At 60.6% G+C, this 22,171-nt stretch carries 23 protein-coding genes; 11 read left to right on the top strand and 12 right to left on the bottom strand.

The window, feature by feature from the left end; genetic code table 11:
* Positions 1-212: 212 nt before the first annotated feature.
* Together DFS28_RS26335 and cobF are read left to right on the top strand one after the other, a co-directional pair.
* Entirely contained in the window at positions 213-785 is a 573-nt protein-coding gene (locus DFS28_RS26335) for a histidine phosphatase family protein (RefSeq protein ID WP_111452085.1), read from the top strand.
* Positions 785-1,540, top strand: coding sequence for a precorrin-6A synthase (deacetylating) (gene cobF / locus DFS28_RS26340; protein WP_111452086.1), 756 nt, complete (start codon positions 785-787; stop codon positions 1,538-1,540). The genes DFS28_RS26335 and cobF overlap by 1 nt, the downstream gene beginning before the upstream one ends.
* A gap of 124 nt (positions 1,541-1,664) precedes the next feature.
* On the opposite strand, the gene ftrA is transcribed toward cobF, so the two are convergent.
* Complete coding sequence (gene ftrA, locus DFS28_RS26345; protein WP_111452087.1) at positions 1,665-2,639, bottom strand: transcriptional regulator FtrA; 975 nt, start codon at positions 2,637-2,639, stop codon at positions 1,665-1,667.
* 101 nt (positions 2,640-2,740) lie between these two features.
* Between ftrA and DFS28_RS26350 the strand changes: the two genes are divergently transcribed.
* The gene (locus tag DFS28_RS26350) at positions 2,741-3,175 is read left to right on the top strand and encodes a rhodanese-like domain-containing protein (protein WP_111452088.1); all 435 of its coding nucleotides are present in this window, start codon (positions 2,741-2,743) and stop codon (positions 3,173-3,175) included.
* 109 nt (positions 3,176-3,284) lie between these two features.
* Here DFS28_RS26350 and DFS28_RS26355 read toward each other — a convergent pair whose 3' ends face one another.
* On the bottom strand, positions 3,285-3,917 hold the full coding sequence (locus tag DFS28_RS26355; RefSeq protein WP_111452089.1) for a type 1 glutamine amidotransferase: 633 nt from the start codon (positions 3,915-3,917) through the stop codon (positions 3,285-3,287).
* A 235-nt stretch (positions 3,918-4,152) separates the two neighbouring features.
* On the opposite strand from DFS28_RS26355, the gene DFS28_RS26360 reads away from it, so the two are divergent.
* From DFS28_RS26360 to DFS28_RS26370, 3 genes are all read left to right on the top strand, one after another.
* On the top strand, positions 4,153-4,932 hold the full coding sequence (locus DFS28_RS26360) for an ABC transporter substrate-binding protein (RefSeq protein WP_111452090.1): 780 nt from the start codon (positions 4,153-4,155) through the stop codon (positions 4,930-4,932).
* Positions 4,933-5,150: 218 nt separating this feature from the next.
* Positions 5,151-6,263 (top strand): succinylglutamate desuccinylase/aspartoacylase family protein, encoded by a 1,113-nt coding sequence (locus DFS28_RS26365; RefSeq protein WP_111452091.1) that lies wholly within the window; start codon positions 5,151-5,153, stop codon positions 6,261-6,263.
* Positions 6,264-6,453: 190 nt separating this feature from the next.
* Complete coding sequence (locus tag DFS28_RS26370; protein WP_111452092.1) at positions 6,454-7,170, top strand: alpha/beta hydrolase; 717 nt, start codon at positions 6,454-6,456, stop codon at positions 7,168-7,170.
* A gap of 3 nt (positions 7,171-7,173) precedes the next feature.
* Here the strand turns inward: DFS28_RS26370 and DFS28_RS26375 are convergent, their stop codons facing one another.
* From DFS28_RS26375 to DFS28_RS26385, 3 genes are all read right to left on the bottom strand, one after another.
* On the bottom strand, positions 7,174-7,761 hold the full coding sequence (locus DFS28_RS26375) for a hypothetical protein (RefSeq protein ID WP_111452093.1): 588 nt from the start codon (positions 7,759-7,761) through the stop codon (positions 7,174-7,176).
* Between the two features lie 137 nt (positions 7,762-7,898).
* On the bottom strand, positions 7,899-8,696 hold the full coding sequence (locus DFS28_RS26380) for a hypothetical protein (protein WP_111452094.1): 798 nt from the start codon (positions 8,694-8,696) through the stop codon (positions 7,899-7,901).
* A 171-nt stretch (positions 8,697-8,867) separates the two neighbouring features.
* The gene (locus DFS28_RS26385) at positions 8,868-9,764 is read right to left on the bottom strand and encodes a LysR family transcriptional regulator (RefSeq protein ID WP_111452095.1); all 897 of its coding nucleotides are present in this window, start codon (positions 9,762-9,764) and stop codon (positions 8,868-8,870) included.
* 111 nt (positions 9,765-9,875) lie between these two features.
* Between DFS28_RS26385 and DFS28_RS26390 the strand changes: the two genes are divergently transcribed.
* Positions 9,876-10,478 (top strand): NADPH-dependent F420 reductase, encoded by a 603-nt coding sequence (locus DFS28_RS26390; protein WP_111452096.1) that lies wholly within the window; start codon positions 9,876-9,878, stop codon positions 10,476-10,478.
* A gap of 100 nt (positions 10,479-10,578) precedes the next feature.
* Here DFS28_RS26390 and DFS28_RS26395 read toward each other — a convergent pair whose 3' ends face one another.
* Genes DFS28_RS26395 through DFS28_RS26405 form a run of 3 tightly spaced genes read right to left on the bottom strand, consistent with a single transcriptional unit; the run spans position 10,579 to position 13,172 of the window.
* Positions 10,579-11,760, bottom strand: coding sequence for an acetyl-CoA C-acetyltransferase (locus tag DFS28_RS26395; RefSeq protein WP_111452097.1), 1,182 nt, complete (start codon positions 11,758-11,760; stop codon positions 10,579-10,581).
* 11 nt (positions 11,761-11,771) lie between these two features.
* Entirely contained in the window at positions 11,772-12,437 is a 666-nt protein-coding gene (locus tag DFS28_RS26400) for a CoA transferase subunit B (RefSeq protein WP_054051104.1), read from the bottom strand.
* Between the two features lie 36 nt (positions 12,438-12,473).
* Positions 12,474-13,172, bottom strand: a complete 699-nt coding sequence (locus DFS28_RS26405) for a CoA transferase subunit A (protein ID WP_033058258.1) — start codon at positions 13,170-13,172, stop codon at positions 12,474-12,476.
* A 224-nt stretch (positions 13,173-13,396) separates the two neighbouring features.
* On the opposite strand from DFS28_RS26405, the gene DFS28_RS26410 reads away from it, so the two are divergent.
* Positions 13,397-14,311: a LysR family transcriptional regulator gene (locus tag DFS28_RS26410; protein ID WP_111452098.1), complete on the top strand. Its 915-nt coding sequence runs from the start codon at positions 13,397-13,399 to the stop codon at positions 14,309-14,311.
* A 151-nt stretch (positions 14,312-14,462) separates the two neighbouring features.
* Here DFS28_RS26410 and DFS28_RS26415 read toward each other — a convergent pair whose 3' ends face one another.
* Both DFS28_RS26415 and DFS28_RS26420 read right to left on the bottom strand, forming a co-directional pair.
* Entirely contained in the window at positions 14,463-15,305 is an 843-nt protein-coding gene (locus tag DFS28_RS26415; protein ID WP_111452099.1) for an NAD-dependent protein deacetylase, read from the bottom strand.
* A gap of 148 nt (positions 15,306-15,453) precedes the next feature.
* A complete protein-coding gene (locus DFS28_RS26420; protein ID WP_111452100.1) occupies positions 15,454-16,500 on the bottom strand; it encodes a class I SAM-dependent methyltransferase in 1,047 nt (348 codons plus the stop codon).
* A 436-nt stretch (positions 16,501-16,936) separates the two neighbouring features.
* Here DFS28_RS26420 and DFS28_RS26430 point away from each other — a divergent pair, with 436 nt between their 5' ends.
* Both DFS28_RS26430 and DFS28_RS26435 read left to right on the top strand, forming a co-directional pair.
* On the top strand, positions 16,937-17,776 hold the full coding sequence (locus tag DFS28_RS26430; RefSeq protein ID WP_111452101.1) for a DUF692 domain-containing protein: 840 nt from the start codon (positions 16,937-16,939) through the stop codon (positions 17,774-17,776).
* Positions 17,769-18,521, top strand: coding sequence for a DUF2063 domain-containing protein (locus tag DFS28_RS26435; RefSeq protein WP_111452102.1), 753 nt, complete (start codon positions 17,769-17,771; stop codon positions 18,519-18,521). Before DFS28_RS26430 ends, DFS28_RS26435 begins: the two co-directional genes overlap by 8 nt.
* Positions 18,522-18,668: 147 nt before the next feature.
* Here the strand turns inward: DFS28_RS26435 and DFS28_RS26440 are convergent, their stop codons facing one another.
* Both DFS28_RS26440 and DFS28_RS26445 read right to left on the bottom strand, forming a co-directional pair.
* Positions 18,669-20,063, bottom strand: a complete 1,395-nt coding sequence (locus tag DFS28_RS26440) for a HAMP domain-containing sensor histidine kinase (protein ID WP_111452103.1) — start codon at positions 20,061-20,063, stop codon at positions 18,669-18,671.
* Positions 20,041-20,724 (bottom strand): response regulator transcription factor, encoded by a 684-nt coding sequence (locus tag DFS28_RS26445; protein ID WP_008153872.1) that lies wholly within the window; start codon positions 20,722-20,724, stop codon positions 20,041-20,043. The genes DFS28_RS26440 and DFS28_RS26445 overlap by 23 nt, the downstream gene beginning before the upstream one ends.
* Before the next feature lie 301 nt (positions 20,725-21,025).
* Between DFS28_RS26445 and DFS28_RS26450 the strand changes: the two genes are divergently transcribed.
* Positions 21,026-21,964, top strand: a complete 939-nt coding sequence (locus DFS28_RS26450) for a hypothetical protein (RefSeq protein ID WP_111452104.1) — start codon at positions 21,026-21,028, stop codon at positions 21,962-21,964.
* Positions 21,965-22,171: the final 207 nt, after the last annotated feature.

The raw sequence follows: 22,171 nt of genomic DNA on the forward strand, positions 1-22,171 counted from the left end.
CCGTGGGCCTTGGGCTACATGGAAGTCGACAGAGCTTGTAGGCCATCGCCCATAGTGGTGTCGGATATCGCTGATTTTTTCAGGTGGGTGTGGATTGGAACCTGTGTTTGCCAGAACAAACGAAACGCCCTGGATCGCGCTTCTTGCGGCACAATTGGCCAATTGTTTGCGGCGTGTTGCCGTTTTCCATTCCATCGACAGAGTGATCCTTCGTGCAGGCAACCCGTTTGACTTTGATGTGCCACGCTCGAACCGTCGCACAAAAATTGGCGTGTTTTCCTACGAATGAGCCAATAGAAATGGATTGGCAATCGGCAAGGGGATCGCGTCGTGCTCAGTTCAAGGGGACGCCGCGACTGGTGTGTGGGCCTGAACTGAGAACCCGGCAAACCGCCGAGTTGTTCGGCAGTGACGTGGAGATTGTCGAGGCATTAAGGGATTGCGATTTCGGGCACTGGAAAGGCGCGCGGATCGACGATCTGCAAAAATCCTCAGCCCACGCGCTACAAATCTGGCTCGATGATCCGAATTCGGCGCCCCACGGTGGCGAGTCGGTGGTGCAACTCGGTGAGCGGGTGACCGCTTGGCTGAAAACGCTGGAGGCCACTCCGGGACACATCGTTGCCATCACCCATCCATTTGTGATTCGCGCCGCGCTGACGCAGGTGCTGCAAGGCACAGCGTTCAACCTGATCGATGTTGAACCGCTGTCGGCCGTTGAGTTGCGCTTTAACGGCCGCTGGCGCTTACGCTTGCTGGGCACGGACCCTGAGGGAACACGTTGATGAAAAAACTTCTGGTCATCGGCATCGGCGCCGGCAACCCCGACTACATCACGATGCAGGCCGTGAAAGCGCTGAACCTTGTCGACGTGTTTTTTCTCATGGACAAGGGGCAGAGCAAGGACAAGCTGATCGACCTGCGCCGCGAGATCTGCGAGCGCTACATCACCGATCGCGACTACCGCTTCGTCGAAGCCCACAGCCCGGAGCGTGAACGCGGTTATGTGGACTACAAGGCCAGCGTGGAAGACCTGAACCTGGCCAAGCAGCGGACGTTCGAACGGTTGATCAGCGAGGAAATGACTGACGAGCAGTGCGCCGGTTTTCTGGTGTGGGGCGATCCGGCGTTGTACGACAGCACCATTCGGATCTTGCAGGCGATTCTGGCCTCGGGCCGGTGTGTCTTCGAATTTGAAGTGATCCCCGGCATCACCAGTGTTCAGGCGCTGGCGGCGCAACATAAGGTGCCGCTGAACCGCATTGGCCGCTCGATTGAAATCACCACTGGCCGACGGCTGGCGGCGGGGCAGGTGAGCGATGCCGACAGCCTGGTGGTGATGCTCGATGCAGAAGATTCCTACCATCGGGTGGCGGATCAGGAGACGGAGATTTACTGGGGGGCTTACCTGGGGACGCCGGATGAGATTTTAATCAGCGGCAAGCTCAGGGAGGTGGCGGATGAGATTGAACGAGTGCGCAAGGCGGCCCGGTTGGCGAATGGGTGGATTATGGATACTTATCTGTTGCGTAAGCCTTGAGAAAACTGGTGTCTGGGCTGGCCTCATCGCGAGCAGGCTCGCTCCCACAGTTGACCGAGTTGTATTGGCGGACACGGTCTAATGTAGGAGCGAGCCTGCTCGCGATGAGGCCCTCAAACACACCTCAAATTATTGCTTTAACCTCCCGCCCAAACCGCTCCCGATACACCGACGGCGGCACCCCGACCACGTTGCGAAACGCCACCCGAAAACTCTCGACCGAGCGATAACCGCAGCGCTGGGCAATCTGGTCGGTGTTCTGGTGGGTGCTCTCAAGCAGCTCGCGGGCCCGGCCCAGTCGCTCATGCTGCAACCAGGCTTTGGGCGGCATGCCGGTGGCTTCAGTGAAGCGGCGCAGAAACGTCCGTTCGCTCATCGCCGCTTCACTCGCCAGCTCACGCACCTCCAGCGGTTCATGCAAACGCTCGCGTGCCCACTGCATGACGCGCGACAAATCGCTACGCGGCGTAGGACTGACCGGTGTCGGAATGAACTGCGCCTGGCCGCCGGTGCGTTGCGGCGACATCACCAGTCGCCGCGCCACCGAGTTGGCCACTTGCGTACCGAAGTCCCGCGCCACCAAGTGCAGGCAGGCATCGATACCGGCAGCGCTGCCGGCCGAGGTGATCAGTTGACCTGAATCGATATAGAGCACGTCCGGGTCCACCAGAATGTTCGGAAAACGCTCGGCCAACTCAGCGGCGTAACGCCAGTGCGTGGTGGCGCCACGACCGTCGAGCAAACCGGTGGCCGCCAGCACGAACACCCCCGAACAGATCGACAGCAGCCGCGCACCCCGTGCATGGGCCTGGCGCAGGGCCGCGATCAATGCCTCAGGCACCGAGGCGCTGCGGTCACGCCAGCCGGGAATGATGATGGTCCGGGCGTCCTCGAGCAGTTCCATGCCGCCATCGGCCAGCACCTGAATACCGCCCATGGCGCGCATCGGGCCCCTATCAACGGCGGCGATTCGGTGTTCGTACCAAGGGAAGTCGAACTCCGGACGGGCCAGGCCGAAGATCTCCACGGCGATGCCGAACTCGAACGTACAGAGGCCGTCGTAGGCCAGAATCGCGACCAATCCAGGGGTGGGCTGCATTTGGCGGAAAGTTCCCGGTGAGTGTCTTGTGCGCCACTGTAGCCGCAAGCGTCGGGCCGATAAAGTCTTCTCACACCCACCGAGACTTTGGAGTACAGCCCATGACCAGCCTGGTCCGCGAGATTCCCGCCGCCCCATCGGCCATCGCCCTGATGCATTTCAGCAACCGTCTGACCTTCGAAACCGACTGTTCCGACGTCCACGGCAGCCAACAGGCCGGCGAAGTGGATTTTGTCCTGGTAGACGTACGCGGCCCGCTCGCGTTCGAGCGTGGCCATGTGCCGGGAGCGATCAATATTCCGGGGCGACTGCTGAACGCTGAAGCTCTGGCGGCCTACCCGAAAACCAGCGTGTTCGTGGTGTATTGCGCCGGGCCCCACTGCAACGGTGCCAACAAGGCTGCCGTGAAACTGGCGGCGCTGGGTTACCCGGTCAAGGAAATGATCGGCGGGGTGACCGGGTGGCTGGATGAGGGGTTTGAGTTGAGTGTTGCTGTGCAACGGCCTGCCAGCACCGTGATCGGTTGCGAGTGTTGATGTAGTCGAAAAGAACGCAGCCTCGTTTCACTCGACAGCTGCTACAGGTCTACGCGATCACCTGTAGCAGCTGTCGAGTGAAACGAGGCTGCGATCTGTTGATCTTGCTCTAAACGGATGCCCACCACCCATCAAGCGTCGCCTGCAACCACTCAAACACGGCTGCATAGGCGACGCTGTCCTGTTGACCCCGGGGCAGCGGTGACTCGTCGCCAAAGTGTTCATTGAGCGTTGCCACCGATTCAGCCGTCCACTCCGGATGGAACTGCAAACCCACCCGCGTCGGCCCGACGCGATACATCTGCTGCTCGCACTGCTCACTGCTGGCCAGCAACTGCGCGTTTGGCGGCAGGTCGATGGCGTCTTCGTGCCATTCCAGCACCTGCAACGTCTGGCCATCGACAAAGGTCACGGGCGTCCAACCGGTTTCGGTTCGATCCATCCGCCGCACATTCCCGCCCAGGCTCAGCGCCAGTAACTGCGCCCCCAGACAAATCGCAAACACCGCCGCGCCTTGATCCAGGCTACCCGCCAACCACTGGCGTTCAACTTCTAGCCAGGCTGGCCCGGCATTGGATTCATAAGGCCCACCCAACAGGATCACGGGTGCGGCACTGACTGGCGGCAACTGGCCGAGGTCGGCGCGAAACACGTTCAGGGTCAAACCTCGGGACGCGGCCCACGTGTCAATGGCGCCGGGACCTTCGGCGGGGTGGTGCTGGATCAGGTTCAACGTGGGCATAGGGGCTCTCTTGTAGTTTTTGCTTGTAGGTTTTGTCTGAAAAAAGGGCTTGTCCTACAGTCTTTGCACCGGCTTGGCGCACGCTTCAAGGGACTTGAATCTGTCGGCTGCTTTTCTATAAGTATTTGTCGCTTAAACACAATTTACCCTCCTTGAGCCGCTCTAGACTGCCGGCCACTTCGGTCTTCACCTACCGAAAGCTGCCAATAAAAGCCTCCGCACACAGGAGTTATAAATGAAGAAGCTAGTGATGTTCGGTGCTCTGGCACTGTCGATGTTGTCTCTGACGGCTGTGGCCGAAGACGCCAAGCCGATCCGTCTCGGTATCGAAGCCGGTTATCCGCCATTCTCGATGAAAACCCCTGAAGGCAAACTCACCGGCTTCGACGTGGACATAGGCGACGCACTGTGCGAGCAGATGAAAGTGAAGTGCACCTGGGTCGAGCAAGAGTTCGACGGCCTGATCCCGGCGCTGAAGGTCAAGAAAATCGACGCGATCCTGTCGTCCATGACCATCACCGACGATCGCAAAAAGAACGTCGACTTCACCATCAAGTATTACCACACCCCGGCGCGCTTCGTGATGAAGGAAGGCACCGACATCAAAGACCCGCTGACCGAACTCAAAGGCAAGAAAGTCGGTGTGCTGCGCGCCAGTACCCACGACCGCTTCGCCACTGAAGTGCTGGTGCCGGCCGGTATCAATCTGGTTCGCTACGGCTCCCAGCAGGAAGCCAACCTGGACATGGTCGCCGGTCGTCTCGACGCGATGCTGGCCGACTCGGTCAACCTGGACGACGGTTTCCTGAAAACCGACGCCGGTAAAGGCTTCGCTTTCGTCGGCCCGACCTACGAAGACGCCAAGTACTTCGGCGGCGGCGCCGGTATTGCTGTGCGCAAGGGCGATACCGCCCTGGCAGAGAAATTCAACACCGCCATCAACGAAATCCGCGCCAACGGCAAGTACAAGCAAGTGCAAGACAAGTACTTCGACTTTGACGTTTACGGCCAGTAATCACGCCGTTCAAAAAAGTGGCAACCGTTGACGCGGTTGCCACTTTTTTTATGCGTTTTCTCTGTTGAAATAAGATCCCTGTGGGAACGGGCTTGCTCGCGAAAGCGGTGTGTCAGGCAAAAAACTTTCCACTGGAAAACCGCTTTCGCGAGCAAGTCGGATCGCCGCACCGCCGCTCCCACAGGTGATTTTCGCCGTTCAAATATTCAGGAGTTTCCATGCAACGCATCGACCATTCACTGCCCTGGAGTCACCTGGGCACCGAACGCACCCTCAGCGTGTTTCGTTATGGCGCGGGCACTCGCAAGGTCTACATCCAGGCCAGCCTGCACGCCGATGAACTGCCGGGCATGCGCACGGCGTGGGAACTGAAAAAGCGCTTGGCCGAACTCGAAACCCAGGGCCAGTTGCAGGGCGTGATTGAACTGGTCCCGGTGGCCAATCCGATTGGCCTCGATCAGCACCTGCAAGGCAGCCACATGGGCCGCTTCGAGCTGGGCAGTGGCAAGAACTTCAACCGCTCCTTCGTCGAACTCAGCGCACCGGTGGCCGAGTTGATCGGCGATCGCTTGGGCAGTGATGCGGCGGCCAACATTGCGCTGATTCGCCAGACCATGGGCCAGGTACTCGACGATTTGCCGGCACCGGCCTCGCAGCTTGAAGCCATGCACCGCTTGCTGCTGCGCCACGCCTGTGAGGCCGACATCACCCTGGATCTGCATTGTGATTTCGACGCGGCGATTCATCTGTATGCCTTGCCGCAACACTGGCCGCAGTGGCAATCCCTGGCGGCGAGTTTGAAGGCTGGGGTGGCGTTGCTTTGCGAAGATTCTGGCGGCAGCTCATTCGATGAGTCGTGTTCAACGCCGTGGTTGCGTCTGGCCAGGGCTTTCCCTGAGGCCGCGATCCCGCTGGCCAATCTGGCGACGACGCTGGAGCTGGGCAGCATGGGTGATACGCGAGTCGATCAGGCTCAAGCCAATTGCGAGGCGATTCTCGGGTTCCTCGCCGAACAGGGTTTCATCAAAGGTACTTGGCCAGCGGCCCCGAGCGAATGCTGTGAAGGCATGCCGTTCGAAGGCACCCAATACCTGTTCGCGCCGCATCACGGGGTCGTCAGTTTCTTGCGCGATTCGGGTGAATGGGTGGAGAAGGGTGATGCGCTGTTTGAAGTGGTCGATCCGCTGAATGATCGGGTCACGACTGTTTGCGCCGGGACCAGTGGGGTGTTGTTTGCCATTGATCGCGGGCGCTATACCCAGCCGGGCACGTGGCAGGCGAAGGTCGCGGGGCGCGAGCCGATTCGGGTCGGAAAACTCATCAACGATTGAGGAATATAGTCGTCTTCGAGGCCGCTTTCGCGAGCAAGTCGAATCGTCGCACCGCCGCTCCCACAGGAGTACGCGATCAACTGTGGGAGCGGGCTTGCTCGCGAAGGCGGCATCAGCAGCACCGAATATGCCCGGGCAGCTTCACAGTGTTAGGCTCTGCCCCGAATCCTGCACTTGTGAAGGAAGGTTTATGTTGAAGTTTCTCGCTCTGCTGACACTCCTGGCGTCCACCGCCGTCCATGCTCAAATCCCGTTGCAAACCGATCTGCCACTCAAGTACCTGCAGCAGGCCAACCCCGAGTCGCGCAATCAGCCCCTGGTGATTTTCCTCCACGGTTTTGGCAGTAACGAGGAGGATCTGTTCGACATCAAGGATGAACTGCCCGCGTCATACAACTACCTGTCGGTACGCGCACCGATGGTGATGGAGGAGGGCAGTTACAAGTGGTTTCGCGAGAAGGGCAACGCGGCCTACAACGGTGAGACCGATGATCTGAAGTCCAGCGGCCAGGTGCTGCAGGATTTCGTCGCACAAGCGGCGAAGAAATATCACACCGAACCGAACAAGGTGTTCCTGGTGGGTTTCAGCCAGGGCGCGATCATGTCCTACGAGGTGGCCCTGCGTCACCCCGAGGCGGTGGGCGGGATCGCGGTGTTGAGCGGGCGGATTCTGCCGGTGCTCAGGTCCGAACTGAAACCGGATGAAAAGCGCCAGGAGCTGGCGATTTTCATCGGTCATGGCACCGCGGACAAACGCCTTCCGTACATTGACGGCACGGACGCCGACAGCCTGTTGCAGAGCCTGTCACTCAAGCCTGAATTTCATGCCTACCCTGGCGTCGGTCACAGCATCAGTGCTGCCGAAATGCAGGACTTGAGCGCCTGGTTGCAGCGTCTCAATCCCTGACGCTCACTTACCGGTGACGATTTGTTTGACCAGCGTCTCGTGGCCAGCATTGTCGCTGAGGCGGGAAATCACCTGAATGATCGCCATGCGCGTGTTGGACGCGGCCATCAGCGTGGTGTCGAGGGTTTTGCCGCCGCCCTGGGTGGCGGTGCTGTCGATCTGCCGCAACCCCAGGCCGGTACCTTTTTGGGTCAGGCTTTTTTCGCTGAGCTTGGTGAAGTCCGGCAGCGCCATGGCTTGTTGGGTGGCGAAGTCAGACGCCACGGAGTCGAGGAACTGACCGTCGTTGTCTTTGACGTTGAGGCCGCCGGGGATGGTGTTTTCGGCGGCGATCACGACGGTTTTAGTCGCCTGATTGGTGTACATGGTGCCCGTTGCCCCGGCGGTGCCGGTGGTCGCGTCGCCGGCAGGCAGCGGGTTGGCGACGAAGCCTTTAGGCAGGCTGAACTTGAACTTGCCGCCGAGCATCGAGACGTTCTGTGCCGGCGCGGCATCGCTGGCAGTGGCCTTGGCGGCCTGCGCATTCAGCGCTCCCAGACTGGCAACCGCCGTCAACAACAGGACAACGGCTTTTTTACTCAACAATGACATTCAGAAACTCCAGTGGATGGTCGCGCGTTCGCCGCAATCATCCCATGGAATCCACTTTCTGGCAGCCCTCAGTCCTGTGGCAGGGACAGCGTTACGCCTGACTCTGAGACAAAAGAGTTCTCTTTAAGACCATGGTGTTACGTGTCGGCCTTCTGCAAGTTCTTTGATACGGTCGAACTGTCTTTTGAACCCATGACCAGTCTCTTCGTCACCAACAACATCCCCAACGAAACCACCATTCCCATCGCGAATCCCCACCAACCAAAATTCGGCAACGTCAGCGCCAACACCAGGCAAAATGCGGCGAACGAATACATCCCGGTCGCGGTGGCCCGCAACAACGCGGCAGTAAACGCCGGGCCGCGGGTTTGCTGGGAGAACACCGCCATCACGCTGCCCAGCACCGGGAACACCGCGAGCAGACCGCTCCAGCGTTCACCGACGGTGCTGGCCAACAACGTGACAGCGAGGGTGAGCAGGGCGCCGGCAATCATGCGCAACAGCAATTTGTCGGACTTCGGCGCCGGGCCCGAAACGATCGGCTGTACCGAGGGAAACAGATACGGCGCCGCCAGCAGAGCGGTCGCGGCAGCGATCACCGAGAACATTAGGGACGGCGGAATCAACGACAGCACAACGGCCGCCGTGGCCCAGACCAACAGCGAAATCACCAGCGCCCACGGCCACTTCGCGCGTTGTGCAACCTGAGCGTAGGTCACGCAAAAGGCAATCATCGCGAACATCGCCGACAGCGCTGCCGTCGCCGATTGAGCGGCGAACACTTGGCCCTGCTCGATGGCGAGAAAGAACAGAATCGGCCCGACCACCACCGGCAACCCCGACAGCCAACCGGCGACACTCGGTCCCCAGCGTTTACCGGCCAGGGAAATCAGCAAGAGAAATCCTGGGATGACCAGCAGTTTGAATAGCAGCACGCACGCACCTCCGACCTGAGTGAGGCGGCAACGTTAGCATTGCGCGGGTGGGATTGCTCTATAGATATCGTGATTTTGTATACAAAAATGAAGGTTTCAATCACGACACGCCTGTGTAGGAGCCGAGCTTGCTCCTACAGAGGGGTGATCGTTCCCACGCCGTGGGAACGATCAGTTGTGCTTAAACGCCTCGACCACAAACTCGATGAACACCCTAGTCTTGGCCGGCATCAACGTCCGGCTCGGGTAATACAGCGAAATCGGCCCCGCGTCGGCGTGCCAGTCGGGCAGCAGGCGGACCAGTTCGCCACGCTGGATATTCGCCAGCACATCCGGCAACACCAGCAGCGTCACGCCCAGGCCGAGTATCGCCGCTTCGCGCATGGCGGCCGGGTCATTGAACACAATGTGTTCATTCAGATTGGCCGGTGCTTCGTTGCCCGCGCCATCGCGCATCAGCCATTGGCGAATCCGCCCGGTGCGGGTGCCGCGCATTACAATGGCGGTGTGTTCGCACAGGTCAGCCGGACCCTCGGGCAGGCTGCGTCCTGCGAGGTAGGCGGGAGAGGCGACCGCCACCACATGCGCCGCCGCCAACGTCCGCGACACCACACCTGGCATTAACTCGAAACCGCCGCCAATGGCCGCGTCATACCCTTCGGCAATCAAATCCACGGGGCGGTTTTCGAAGTGCCATTCCGGGCGAATCAATGGGTAGCGCGCCAGAAACGCTGGCAGCAGCGGCAAGACATGACCGATGCCAAACGTCGGCGCCAGACTGACCTTGAGCACGCCCGTCGGCTCGCCTTGGTCGCTGCTCACCGCGCTGATTGCTGTCTGTAACGCTTCCAGATTGCCGCCGATGCTCGTCAGAAAGCGTTCCCCGGCTTCGGTCAGGGACAGCTTGCGGGTCGAGCGCTGGAACAGCCGCACGCCGATGTTGCGTTCGAGCATCGCCACGTTGCGGCTGACAGCGGCTGGGGTCAGCGCGAGTACCCGTGCGGCGGCGGAAAAACTGCCGGTCTCGGCGCTGCGGACGAAGGATTCGAGGTTGGCGAGGGTTTCCATGGGAATCACCTGCTAGTCATGCTTGAAGATCATTCAAGGCATTACCCGCTAATCAAGCGCTAATGGCAAGCGCAGTATTCACTCCAACGACAACCCTCGGAGTGAACAACCATGAGCACCATCGGAATCATCGGCGCCGGCGCAATCGGCGCAGCCTTTGCCAGAGCACTGTCGCGTCAAGGCATTGAAGTGGTTATCGCCAACAGCCGTGGCCCGCAAAGCCTGGCCTCGCTGGTGGAAGAACTCGGGCCAACGGCGCGTGCCGGAACCCGCGAGGAAGCCGCCGCGCAAGCCATCGTGCTGGTCGCGGTCAATTGGTCGAAGTTGCCGACCGCGCTCGCCGGCCTGCCGAATTTTGACGGACGGATTGTCATCGACGCCAACAACTCAATCGAGGCGCCGTCGTTCAAGGCCGTGGATTTGCAGGGGCGCACATCCAGCGAAGTGTTTGCCGAATGGGTGCCCGGTGCGCGGGTGGTGAAGGCGTTCAATCACCTTCAGGCGCGTTTTCTGGAAAGTGATCCAGCGGCGGAGGGCGGGCGGCGGGTGCTGTTTCTCTCGGGTGATGATGCCGATGCGAAAGCTCAAGTGGCGGCGCTGATCGAGCAGCTGGGCTTCTTCGGGATTGATCTTGGGGAATTGAGTGTCGGGGCGCGGCTGGTGCAGTTTCCAGGCGGTCCGCTGCCGGTGCTGAATCTGGTGAAATTTGCCTGACAGCCAGGCAAAAAGAACCCGGTGCGACGTGAGTCGCACCGGGTGTTTTGCCAGACGGCGAACGGATATTCGTGGGTCCCCGCGCCGTCTGTTGAACGCTTTACGCCCGTTCGATCGCCAGTGCCACGCCCTGACCACCACCGATGCACAGGGTGGCGAGGCCTTTCTTGGCGTCGCGCTTGATCATTTCATGCAGCAAAGTCACCAGCACTCGGCAACCCGACGCACCGATCGGGTGGCCCAAGGCGATAGCGCCGCCGTTGACGTTGACCTTGTTCAGGTCCCATTCCAGGTCCTTGGCCACCGCCAGCGATTGCGCAGCGAAGGCTTCGTTGGCTTCGATCAGGTCAAGTTGGTCAATGGACCAGCCGGCCTTGTCCAGGCAACGACGAGTCGCGCTGACCGGGCCGATGCCCATGATCGCCGGGTCTACGCCCGCGTTGGCGTAAGCCGCGATTTTCGCCAGCACGGGCAGGCCGAGGGCCTTGGCCTTTTCCGCGCTCATCAGGATCACGGCGGCAGCACCGTCGTTCAGGGACGAGGCGTTACCAGCGGTCACCGAACCGTCCTTTTTGAAGGCCGGTTTCAGTTTGCCCAGTGCTTCAGCGGTGGTGCCTGCTCGAGGTTGTTCGTCAACCTGGAAGGCGACCGGGTCGCCCTTGCGCTGAGGAATCAGGATCGGCGTGATCTCATCGGCAAAACGTCCGGCTTCGATGGCGGCCGTGGCTTTCTGCTGCGAGGCTGCGGCGAAGGCGTCTTGTTGCTCGCGAGTCAGGCTGTACTTCTCGGCCAGGTTCTCGGCGGTGATGCCCATGTGGTAATCGTTGAACGCATCCCACAGGCCGTCGCTGATCATGGTGTCGACGATTTGCGCGTGACCCATGCGCAGACCGGTGCGCGCACCGGGCATGACGTAATTGGACAGGCTCATGTTTTCCTGGCCGCCGGCAATGATCACATCGGCATCGCCGCAGCGAATCGCCTGAGTGGCCAGGTGCAGGGCTTTGAGGCCCGAGCCGCAGACCTTGTTCAGGGTCATCGCAGGCACGGTGAAGGGCAGGCCGGCCTTGATTGCCGACTGGCGCGCAGGGTTTTGTCCGGCGCCGGCGGTCAGCACCTGGCCCATGATCACTTCATCGACTTCAGCAACGTCCAGACCGGTTTGCGCCAGCAGCTGACGGATTACCGCAGCACCGAGATCAACCGCGGACACGTTGGCCAGGGCACCCTGGAAACTGCCGATGGCGGTGCGGGTGGCGGCGACAATGACGACTTCTTGCATGGAATGATTCCTCACTGGGCAGCGAACTGCATTTCCGGAACGTGATCCGGCACGATCAGTTTACCGGCGGTCTTGGCGACAATCTCCTCAACGCTGACGCCCGGTGCGCGTTCTTTGAGAATGAACGCGCCGTTTTCGATTTCCAGGTAAGCCAGGTCAGTCAGCACACGCTTGATGCACCCGGCACCGGTCAGCGGCAGGCTGCATTTGGACAGGAGCTTGGACTCACCGTCCTTGGACGCGTGGGTCATGATGACGATGATGTTGTCTGCGCCGGCCACCAGGTCCATGGCGCCGCCCATGCCCTTGACCAGTTTGCCGGGGATCATCCACGAGGCGATGTTGCCTTCCACGTCCACTTCAAACGCACCGAGTACGGTCAGGTCGACATGACCACCGCGGATCATCGCGAAGGACTCGGCGGAAGAAAAGATTGACGCGCCGATACGCGCAGTCACCGTTTGTTTGCCGGCGTTGATCATGTCGGCATCGATGGTTTCTTCAGTAGGAAATGGACCCATGCCCAGCAAGCCGTTTTCCGACTGCAGCATGACTTCCATGCCTTCAGGGATGTAGTTGGCGACCAGGGTCGGAATGCCGATGCCCAGGTTCACGTAGAAGCCGTCCTGCATTTCGCGGGCGACGCGTTGAGCCATTTGTTCGCGGGAAAGTGCCATTGTTGTTATTCCTTCATTCGGTCCGGGGGCAGGGGATCACTTACGCACGGTGCGCTGTTCGATGCGCTTCTCGAACGTGCCGCAAATGACCCGGTCGACGTAGATGCCAGGGGTGTGGATCTGCGCCGGGTCCAGCTCGCCGGGTTCGACGATTTCTTCGACTTCGACCACGGTGATCTTGCCCGCGGTGGCGGCCAGCGGGTTGAAGTTCTGGGCGGTGTGGCGATAGATGACGTTGCCGAAATGGTCGGCTTTCCAGCCTTTGACGATGGCGAAGTCACCGGTGATGGATTCTTCCATCAGGTACTTGCGGCCATGGAATTCGCGGACTTCCTTGCCGTCTGCAACGGGAGTGCCGACGCCGGTGGCGGTGAAGAACGCCGGGATGCCGGCACCGCCTGCGCGCATTTTTTCGGCGAGGGTGCCTTGGGGGGTCAGGACCACTTCGATTTCGCCTTTAAGCAGTTGGTCTTCGAACAGTTTGTTCTCGCCGACGTAGGAGGCCACCACCTTGCGGATCTGCCGGTCTTCCAGCAGCACGCCGAGGCCGAAACCGTCGACGCCGCAGTTGTTGGAAACCACGGTGAGGTCGCGTGTGCCTTTGCGCTTGATCTCGGCGATGAGGTTTTCCGGAATCCCGCACAGGCCGAAGCCGCCGGCGATCACGGTCATGCCGTCTTCAAGACCTGCCAGAGCTTCCTCGTAGGAACTCACGCGCTTGTCGAAACCTGCCATATGCACCTCTTTTATTCTTTGTGGGCGGCTGGCTAGCCGTATGGGGTAGGAGTGTCGCGCTGAAGGATTCATTTGTTAAGTTGATTTTTAAGGTTGATTGATAGATAAAACTCACCAATAACCCCTGTGGGAGCGAGCCTGCTCCGGGCGGCGATCCGACGATGGCGATTTCAAGGAAGCCATCGCGGGCAAGCCGTACTCTTAATTACTGGAGCAACTCGCACATGACAGTCAAGCAGATCCGCGCATTCCTGGCCGTGGCCCAGAGTCTGAGTTTTGCCGTGGCCTGCGAGCGGTTGCACCTGTCGCAATCGGCATTAAGCCTGACCATCAAGGCGCTGGAGGAGGGGCTGGGCGGGCGCCTGTTCACCCGCAACACACGCAATGTCGCGCTGACGGCTGAGGGAGAATCGCTGGTGCCACTGGCACGTCGCTTGATCGCCGACTGGGACAATGCCGAGGATGAGCTGCGGCAACGCTTCACCCTCCAGCGCGGGCGTGTGACGCTGGCGGCGATGCCCTCATTTGCCGGCAACCTGCTGCCGCCGATCCTGAAAACCTTCCGCGCGCGCTATCCCAAGGTCAACGTCACGGTGAATGACGTGATCAACGAGCAGGTGCTGGAGATGGTGCGTGATCGACAGGTTGAACTGGGGGTGGCGTTTGAGCCGAATCAGAGTTCATCGCTGGCATTCACGCCGTTGTACATGGACCGGTTTGTGGCCGTTGTGCCGAAGGATTCTCCTTTGGCGGAACTGGAAGACATCGATTGGCAGACCTTGCTCAAGGAACCGTTCATTACTTTGCAGCGACCGTCCACGGTGCGGGTGATGCTCGAAGAGCACTTGCAGGCGCGAGGGATGAAATTGCCGGTGGAGTTTGAAAGCCATCAGTTGGCGACGGTTGGGCGGATGGTGGCCAGCGGTTTGGGGGTGAGTGCAGTGCCGGCGTTGTGTGTCGGGCAGATGCTGGAACTGGGCGCGCGGTGCATTACCTTGCGCGATCCGGTGGTGGAGCGGGCGATTGGGGTGCTGACCAAGCCAGGGGTGGAACTGTCGGCGGCGGCGCAGGCGCTGTTCGACATTCTGAGAGAACCACCCCCTCACCCTAACCCTCTCCCCGAGGGGCGAGGGGACTGACCGAGTTGAATGGGCTAGGTACTGCGACCTGCGACTTCGAGTCGAACTCAGGATCTGAAAACCATGGAGATCTGCTCCCTTTCCCCTCTCCCCCCTGGGGAGAGGGCTGGGGTGAGGGGTGGATCTTCAGTCGAACACGGAGCTCAAGGCATCACCGCCCCAGCCCCTCCGCCAACAACGGCAAAAGCCGTTCACAAGACCCTTCAATCTTCAAATTGAGCAATTCATCCGCCCGAGTCTTCCCCAAATTAATCGCAATCAACGGTTTCCCCTGATCCGCCACCGCCCGGCATAACCGAAACGCCGAATACGCCATCAACGAAGACCCGACCACCAACAACCCCGCCGCCTTTTCGACCGCCGCCATCGCTTTGGTCGCCGTTATTTGCGCCACATTCTCGCCAAAAAACACCACGTCCGGCTTCATCCGCTCACCTGCGCAGTGCGGGCAATGCGGTACCTGAAAACGTGCCTCAAACGCCGCATCCAGTAGCGTGTCGCCATCCGGGGCTTGCACCGCATCCACGCCGGCCAGATACGGATTCTGCGCTTCCATCAATTGCTGGATCGAATCCCGTTCGCTGCGTTTTCCGCAGTCCAGGCACAACACGCGGTGCAGGCTGCCGTGGAGTTCGATGACGTCATGGCTGCCGGCCTGGTCGTGCAGGGTGTCGACGTTTTGAGTGATCAGCCCGCTGATCTGCTGCGAACTTTGCAAACGGGCCAAGGCCTCATGGGCCGCGTTCGGCTGGGCCTGGCGCACCCGCGGCCAACCGAGCATCGCCCGCGCCCAATAGCGACGCCGGGATTCGGGCGCCGAGAGAAACTCCTGATACATCATCGGTTGCCGGCCACGCCGCACGCCTTGATTATCGCGGTAGTCCGGAATGCCCGACGGAGTGCTGATACCGGCGCCGGTCAGGACCACAAACGGCTGCTCGGCCATTAACTGCTGAAGGCGGTCGAGTTGTTCGCGGATGAGGCTGTCGAGCATGTTCAACACTCCGGAGGGCCAGTAGGAGCTGCCGCAGGCTGCGATCTTTTGATCTTCAGCGATTTCAGCATTACCAAATCAAGATCAAAAGATTGCAGCCTGCGACAGCTCCTACAGTAGACCGTCAGCCGTCAGCCGTCAGCGGGGTTTACTTGCGCGCCTCCAGAATCAGGTTGAACGGCGTTTCCGTGGCCCGCCGGAACGTCTTGAACCCGGCCTCGGTGAAGACCTTGCGCAGCCGCGCCTCGCCAGCCTGGGCGCCGAGCCCGAGGCCGACCTCCTGGGACAGCGAGTTCGGGGTGCAGATGAAGGTCGAGGCGGCGTAGAACAAGCGGCCAACCGGGTTGGTGTTGTCATCGAGCGAGTCGTTGGCGAACGGCTCTACCAGCAGCACCGTGCCATCCGGTTTTAGCGCGTCATAAGCGTGCCGCGCCGCGCCTACCGGGTCGCCCATGTCGTGCAGGCAGTCGAAGTAGCAGACCAGGTCATAGTCGTCGCCGGGGAAGCTTTTTGCCGTGCCCTGGAAGAACCGCGCACGCCCGGCCACGCCACCTTCTTCGGCGCGCTGGGTGGCGACGGTGACGGAGGGCGCGTGGTAGTCGAAACCGACGAACCGCGATTCCGGAAACGACTGGGCCATGATCACGGTGGATGCGCCGTGGCCGCAGCCGATATCCGCCACCTTGGCGCCAGCCTCCAGTTTGGCGACCACGCCTTCGAGCGCCGGCAGCCATTCGGCGACCAGGTGCGCTTTATAACCTGGCCGGAAGAACCGCTCCGTGCCGCTGAACATGCACGGATGGTGATCGCCCCAGGCGAGGGCACCGTCGCCGCGCATGGCGTTGACCAGTTTGTCCTTGTCATGGAAAAACGATGCGACCACCCCGATGCCACCCGCCACATAGACCGGCGAGTCTTCGATTGCCAATGCCAGGGCTTGCTCTTCGGGCAGGCGGAACTGGCCGTCGCGGTGTTCCATGTAACCGGAAGCGGCGTGGGCGCTGAGCCATTCGCGCAGCAGGCGGGTGTTGCAGCCGGTTTTGTCGGCGAGGGCTTCAGGGGTGACTGGCTGACTGTCGGCCATGGCCCGGTACAGTCCGAGCTCTTCGCCGAGGATGACGTTGGCGAGCATCGCCGCCCCGCCCATGTCGTTCACCAGTTTGCCCATGAAATCATTGAGTCTTGCCTCGTCCATCACGTGTGCTCCTTCAGCAGGATCACAGTCCAGAGGCCTTGTTTTCCGAGGCGTTCACCTCTGAACGGTGGTCGTTGGAATGAACAGGACGATAAGCACGTCCTGCGTGCACTAAGTTTAGTCCGGGCCCCGTGCGCCGCTGCCTGGAGCGACGAAAGTTACATTTCCCTGACTGACACTGGACCCCTGTGGGAGCGGGCTTGCTCGCGAAGGCGGACCTCCAGTCGACAATGATGTTGCCTGACACACCGCCTTCGCGAGCAAGTCGGATCGCCGCACCGCCGCTCCCACAGGGGATTTGTGTTGTGTATTGCACTGTATCTGACAGGCTTCCCGATACAGTTCCCTGCACTACCAGGGCATTGCCGAACACAGATCCGATACATCCTTTCGGTTAACTGTGATTCCGTCCTGGCAATCATTGAGATCGACACCAATGCAGACCCCCATCACATCAGCGAAGGCGACCGTCGGGCTCGGTTTGCGTCGCGGTTTAATGAAGGACCTTCAGGCAGCCCGCGTGGGCGATTTCGATTTTCTGGAAGTCGCGCCGGAAAACTGGATCGGTATCGGTGGCGCTCATGGTCATGCGTTGCGTGCCCTGGCCGAGCGCTATCCGTTGTCCTGTCATGGCTTGTCACTGTCATTGGGCGGCCCGGCACCGCTGGACGTCGGGTTTCTGCAGGAAGTCCGGGTTTTCCTCGATCACTACAAGGTGCCGCTGTACAGCGAACACTTGAGCTACTGCGGCGATGACGGTCACCTTTACGACCTGCTGCCGCTGCCCTTTACCGAAGAAGCGGTGCGCCACGTCGCCGCGCGAATTCGTCAGGCCCAGGACATTCTTGGTCGGCGTCTGGCGGTGGAAAACGTCTCCTACTACGCCGCGCCACAACAGGACATGGACGAGCTGACCTTCACCAACGCGGTGCTGCGCGAGGCCGATTGCGACCTGCTGCTGGACGTCAACAACGTCTACGTCAACTCGATCAATCACGGTTTCGATCCGCAGACCTTTGTGGCCGGCATCGATTCGGGCCGGGTGGTGGCCATGCACGTGGCCGGGCATTTCGATGAGTCCGACACCTTGAAAATCGACACCCACGGCGCTTCGGTCAAACCGGTGGTCTGGTCGTTGCTGGCGGAGGCTTATGCTCGCTTCGGCGCGCAACCGACGCTGCTGGAACGGGATTTCAACTTTCCGGCATTTTCCGAACTGGTAGCCGAATTGCAGACCATCCGCCGTCTGCAAATCGAGGGGGTGAAGCGTGGATAAGCCGAGCCTGTTTCAACAGCAAAACACCTTGGGCCTTTACCTGCGCGATCCCGATCATTGCGTGCCACCGGCCGGGATGGACGTGACACGGGCGCAGGTTTACCGCGACCTGATTTTCGCGAACCTGTCATCGTTGCTCAGCGGGACGTTTCCGGTGCTGATCAAGATTCTCGGTGATGAACACTGGCGTTCACTGGTACGGATTTTCCTGCGCGACTACCGCGCGCACACGCCGAAATTCGGTGAGATCGCCAAGGAGTTCGTCGAGTTCCTGGCCTCGGAACCGCAAGCGTTGAGCGAAGGGTCGTGGCCGCCGTTCATGGTGGAGCTGGCGCATTACGAGTGGGTCGAGATGGCGTTGCAGCAGTCCGAGGCCGAACCGTTGCCGCTGAGCGATGCCGGGTTGTTGCTGGACCGACCGTTGCAGGTTTCGCCGCTGGCCTGGCCGTTGGCGTATGCCTGGCCGGTGCAATTGGTGGGGCCGGATTATCAACCGCAGACAGCGCCGGCTCAGCCGACATTGCTGTTGGTGCGTCGGGTGGAGGACTGGAGTGTGAAGTTTTCTGCACTGAGCCCGTTGGCGTGGCGGTTGTTGCAGCGGATTGAGGAATGTCCTCAACTGGACGGGCGTGAGCAGCTGGAAGGATTGGCGGTGGAAGCGGGGATGGCTGGGGCGTCGGAGTTTATGGAAAACGGGGCGGTGCTGTTGCGGCAGATGCATGAAGAAGGGGTGGTGGGCTACTGAAAACACCACCAATGATCGTTCCCACGCTCTGCGTGGGAATGCCTCAAGGGACGCTCCGCGTTCCAGCTCTCGAAAGGGACGCGGAGCGTCCCGGGCTGCATTCCCACGCAGAGCGTGGGAACGATCAACGCCTCGACTTGGGAGCGATCAAGCGGGGGGAATCAAGCGTTGCTGGCAATCCAGCACCAACCGCGCACCGCCGAGTTCACTGGTACCGACTTCAAGCGCAAACCCATGCAAGCTCACAATCGCCGCCACGATCGACAGCCCTAGCCCGAACCCGCTTTTCTGGTTGCCGCCCTCTGCACGATAGAACCGCTGGAACACGGCCTCCCGCTCTGCCTCCGGAATCCCTGCCCCCGAATCGAGCACTTCGATCCGCGTATGCCCACCCTCATTGACCCCCCGCAAAATCACCTCGCCACCCGGCGGTGTGAACTTGATCGAGTTGCTCAGCAGGTTCGCTACCGCTTCGAAGAGCAACGCGCGGTCGCCATTCAGTGGCGGCAAGATGTCAGGCAGTTGCAGCTTGAAAACCAGTTCGCCTTCTTCCGCCAACGGCAGATAAAAGTCGTGCAGCTCTTGCAACAACGGCACCGGATCCAGCTGCACAAAACCCGAACGGCGCTGACGATCTTCCAGCTCGGAAATCCGCAACAACCCTCGAAAGCGCGCCATCAAGGTGTCGGCCTCACCGAGCACTGAGTCCAGTTGCACCGCCAGCGTCGAACCCTCATCAGCCTGTTGCTGAATCCGGTACAGCTGCGCCCGCAGGCGCGTCAGCGGTGTGCGCAGGTCGTGGGCAATGTTGTCGCAGACGCCCTTGACCTCGTTCATCAAGCGTTCAATACGTTCGAGCATGGCGTTGACGATAGTGGCGAGCATGTCCAGTTCATCGCGGCGATTGGACAATGGCAGACGGCGGGTCAGGTCGCCGGCGACGATGGCCTCGGCACTGGCCTGAATCCCGCGTATGCGCCGCAAGGGGCGACGGCGCAACAAGTGCCAGCCGGCGATGCCCGGCAGGATTGTCAGGGTCACGCCCCAGAACAACGCGTGGAGGATGATCCGGGTCACGGCGAATAACGAACCGTTGTCGCGCACCAGCACCAGCCAGCGTCCATCCCGGGTCTGGGTCGCCACGGCGTCGCAGCTGTCAGCGGGCAGGGTCGGGTCGTCGGAGTCGGCGCAGTCGCTGAGCATGTGAATCTTGCCGTCCAGCGGCAGGTCTTCGGGAATGTGCTGCAGGGCGCCATTGAGGTAGCGATGCTGACTATCGAACAGGCCATAGGCGTCGATGCCGCGAATGTCGAAGGTCATGCTGACGGCGAGGGCGTCCATCAGTTGTTCGCCTTGAAAGCGCGAAAACAAATGCTGGCGCTGCATCAGCGAGTGTTTGGCCAGGTTGTCCAGGTAATCGGACACCTCGTAGTACATGACCCCCATGAGAATGCCGCTCCAGAGCACGAACAGCGAACTGTAGAGCGCCAGCAGGCGGCTGCTGGAGGAACGCCAGCCTTTAGACGGGTTCGGCAATGACATAACCCGAGCCTCGCACGGTCCGGATCAATGGGAGATTGCCGGGCGGGTCGATCTTCTTGCGCAACCGGCCGATGTGCACGTCGATCAGGTTGGTGCCGGGGTCGAAGTGGTAACCCCAGACCTCTTCGAAAATCATCATCCGCGACAGAATCTGCCCGGTGTTGCGCATCAGGAATTCCAGCAACTTGTACTCGGTGGGCAACAGCGTCAGCAGCTGACCGTCGCGGCTGGCTTCATGGCTGATCAGGTTGAGCTCCAGATCCGCCACCCGCAACGTGGTGGCCTGGGCGGTCACGGTGTTCTGCCGGCGCAGCAGTACTTCGACCCGGGCGGCCATTTCATCGGTGGCGAACGGTTTGGTCAGATAATCGTCACCGCCCGCGCGCAAGCCGCGCACACGCTCATCGACGTCGGAGAGGGCGCTGATCATCAGGATCGGCGTGGCCACGCCCATGGTCCGCAGCGTGGTCACAATCGCCAGACCATCGAGCTCGGGCAGCATGCGGTCGAGGGTGATCAGGTCGTAGTTGCCGCTGACTGCGCGCGCCAGACCTTCGCGGCCGTTGTCGACCCAATCCACGTCGAGGCCGTGGCTGCTCAATTCGGCAACGATTTCCCGGGCGGTCACGGCGTCGTCTTCGATGGTCAAGATGCGGGTCATAGGGCGGGCCTGATTAGGAGTACTCAACATTGAGCGGCATTTTGCCAAGAAATGATGGCAGGCTTTCTAAATAAAACTTCATGCGATTTTTTGATTTTTCCATTGAAAACGCCGCTCCCGGTCAATGCATAAAACCCGCCGCTACAGACGGCTCCTTGCAAATTGCAAGGCCATTGGAAGTTCAAACTTTATAACTTATTGAAAAACCGCGATTTATTTAAGGTTGGCGACTGGCACGGTGACTGCACTTCCTCCGTTGAAGAGTTGTATCACCATCTTTCCTGCCTGGAGCGATATAACAATGAATAGATCCTCTGATGGTTTCTATCCTGCCCTCGAAGAAACGAGCACGCTCTCTGGCGTGTCCTGGGGCGCGATCTTCGCGGGAGCCGCTGCGGCGGCAGCGTTGTCGCTGATTCTCGTGCTGCTCGGCTTTGGCCTGGGTTTTTCGGCGGTGTCGCCGTGGGCCAATGAAGGGGTCAGCGCCAAGGGCCTGGGTATTTCAACGATTGTCTGGTTGGCGGCTACGCAAATCGTGGCTTCCGGACTGGGCGGTTACATCGCCGGTCGTTTGCGGGTGAAGTGGGCGTACATGCACGGTGATGAAGTTTACTTCCGTGACACTGCCCACGGCTTTCTGGCCTGGTGCGTGGCAACGCTGGTGACGGCGACGCTGGTGGTCGGCTCGGTCAGCAGCATCGTCAGCGGTGGCGTGCAGGCCGGGGCGAGTGTGGTCGGTGGCGCCGCGAGTGCCGCGACTCAAGCCGCCGGTATGGCTGTCGGCAACACTGACAGTGACCCGTACGGTTACTTCGTCGACAGCCTGTTCCGCGATGATCGTCCGGCGGCGGTCAGTGATGACGCCGTTCGTGGCACCGTGACGCGCATCTTCGTGCGCAATCTGAGCAACGACGGTCAACTGGCTGCCGAAGACCGCATCTACTTGGCGCAACTGGTCGCCCAGCGGACCAACCTCACTCAAGCGGACGCGGAACGTCGCGTCGATGAAGTGTATGCCCGCACGCAAAAAGCCGTGGCCGACGCCAAACTCACCGCCCAACAAGCCGCCGACACCGCCGCCAAAGTCGCTGCCTGGACTTCGCTGTGGATGTTCATTGCGCTGCTGATCGGTGCGTTTTGCGCCAGCCTCGCTGCGACCTTTGGCGGCCGTCGTCGGGATGCCGTGGTGTATCTGGAATCCGACGCTTACGCGACCACCACTTCACTGCCTGTTCGCTAACCCAGGAGAACTACCATGCGCTCACTACTGCTGTTCTTTCTCGGCGTACCGATCCCGATCATCATCCTGATCGCCCTATTCATGCACTGATTTACGCTGGGGCACAGGCCTGTGCCGCTTCTACCTTGGGTGGAAGCGGCGTTTTGTGTAATCGGGACTGACCTTTACTTTGATGTCGACTGTCACTCCGCTATCGCGAGCAGGCTC

This window comes from Pseudomonas sp. 478, assembly GCF_003254125.1.
Classification (GTDB): Bacteria; Pseudomonadota; Gammaproteobacteria; order Pseudomonadales; family Pseudomonadaceae; genus Aquipseudomonas.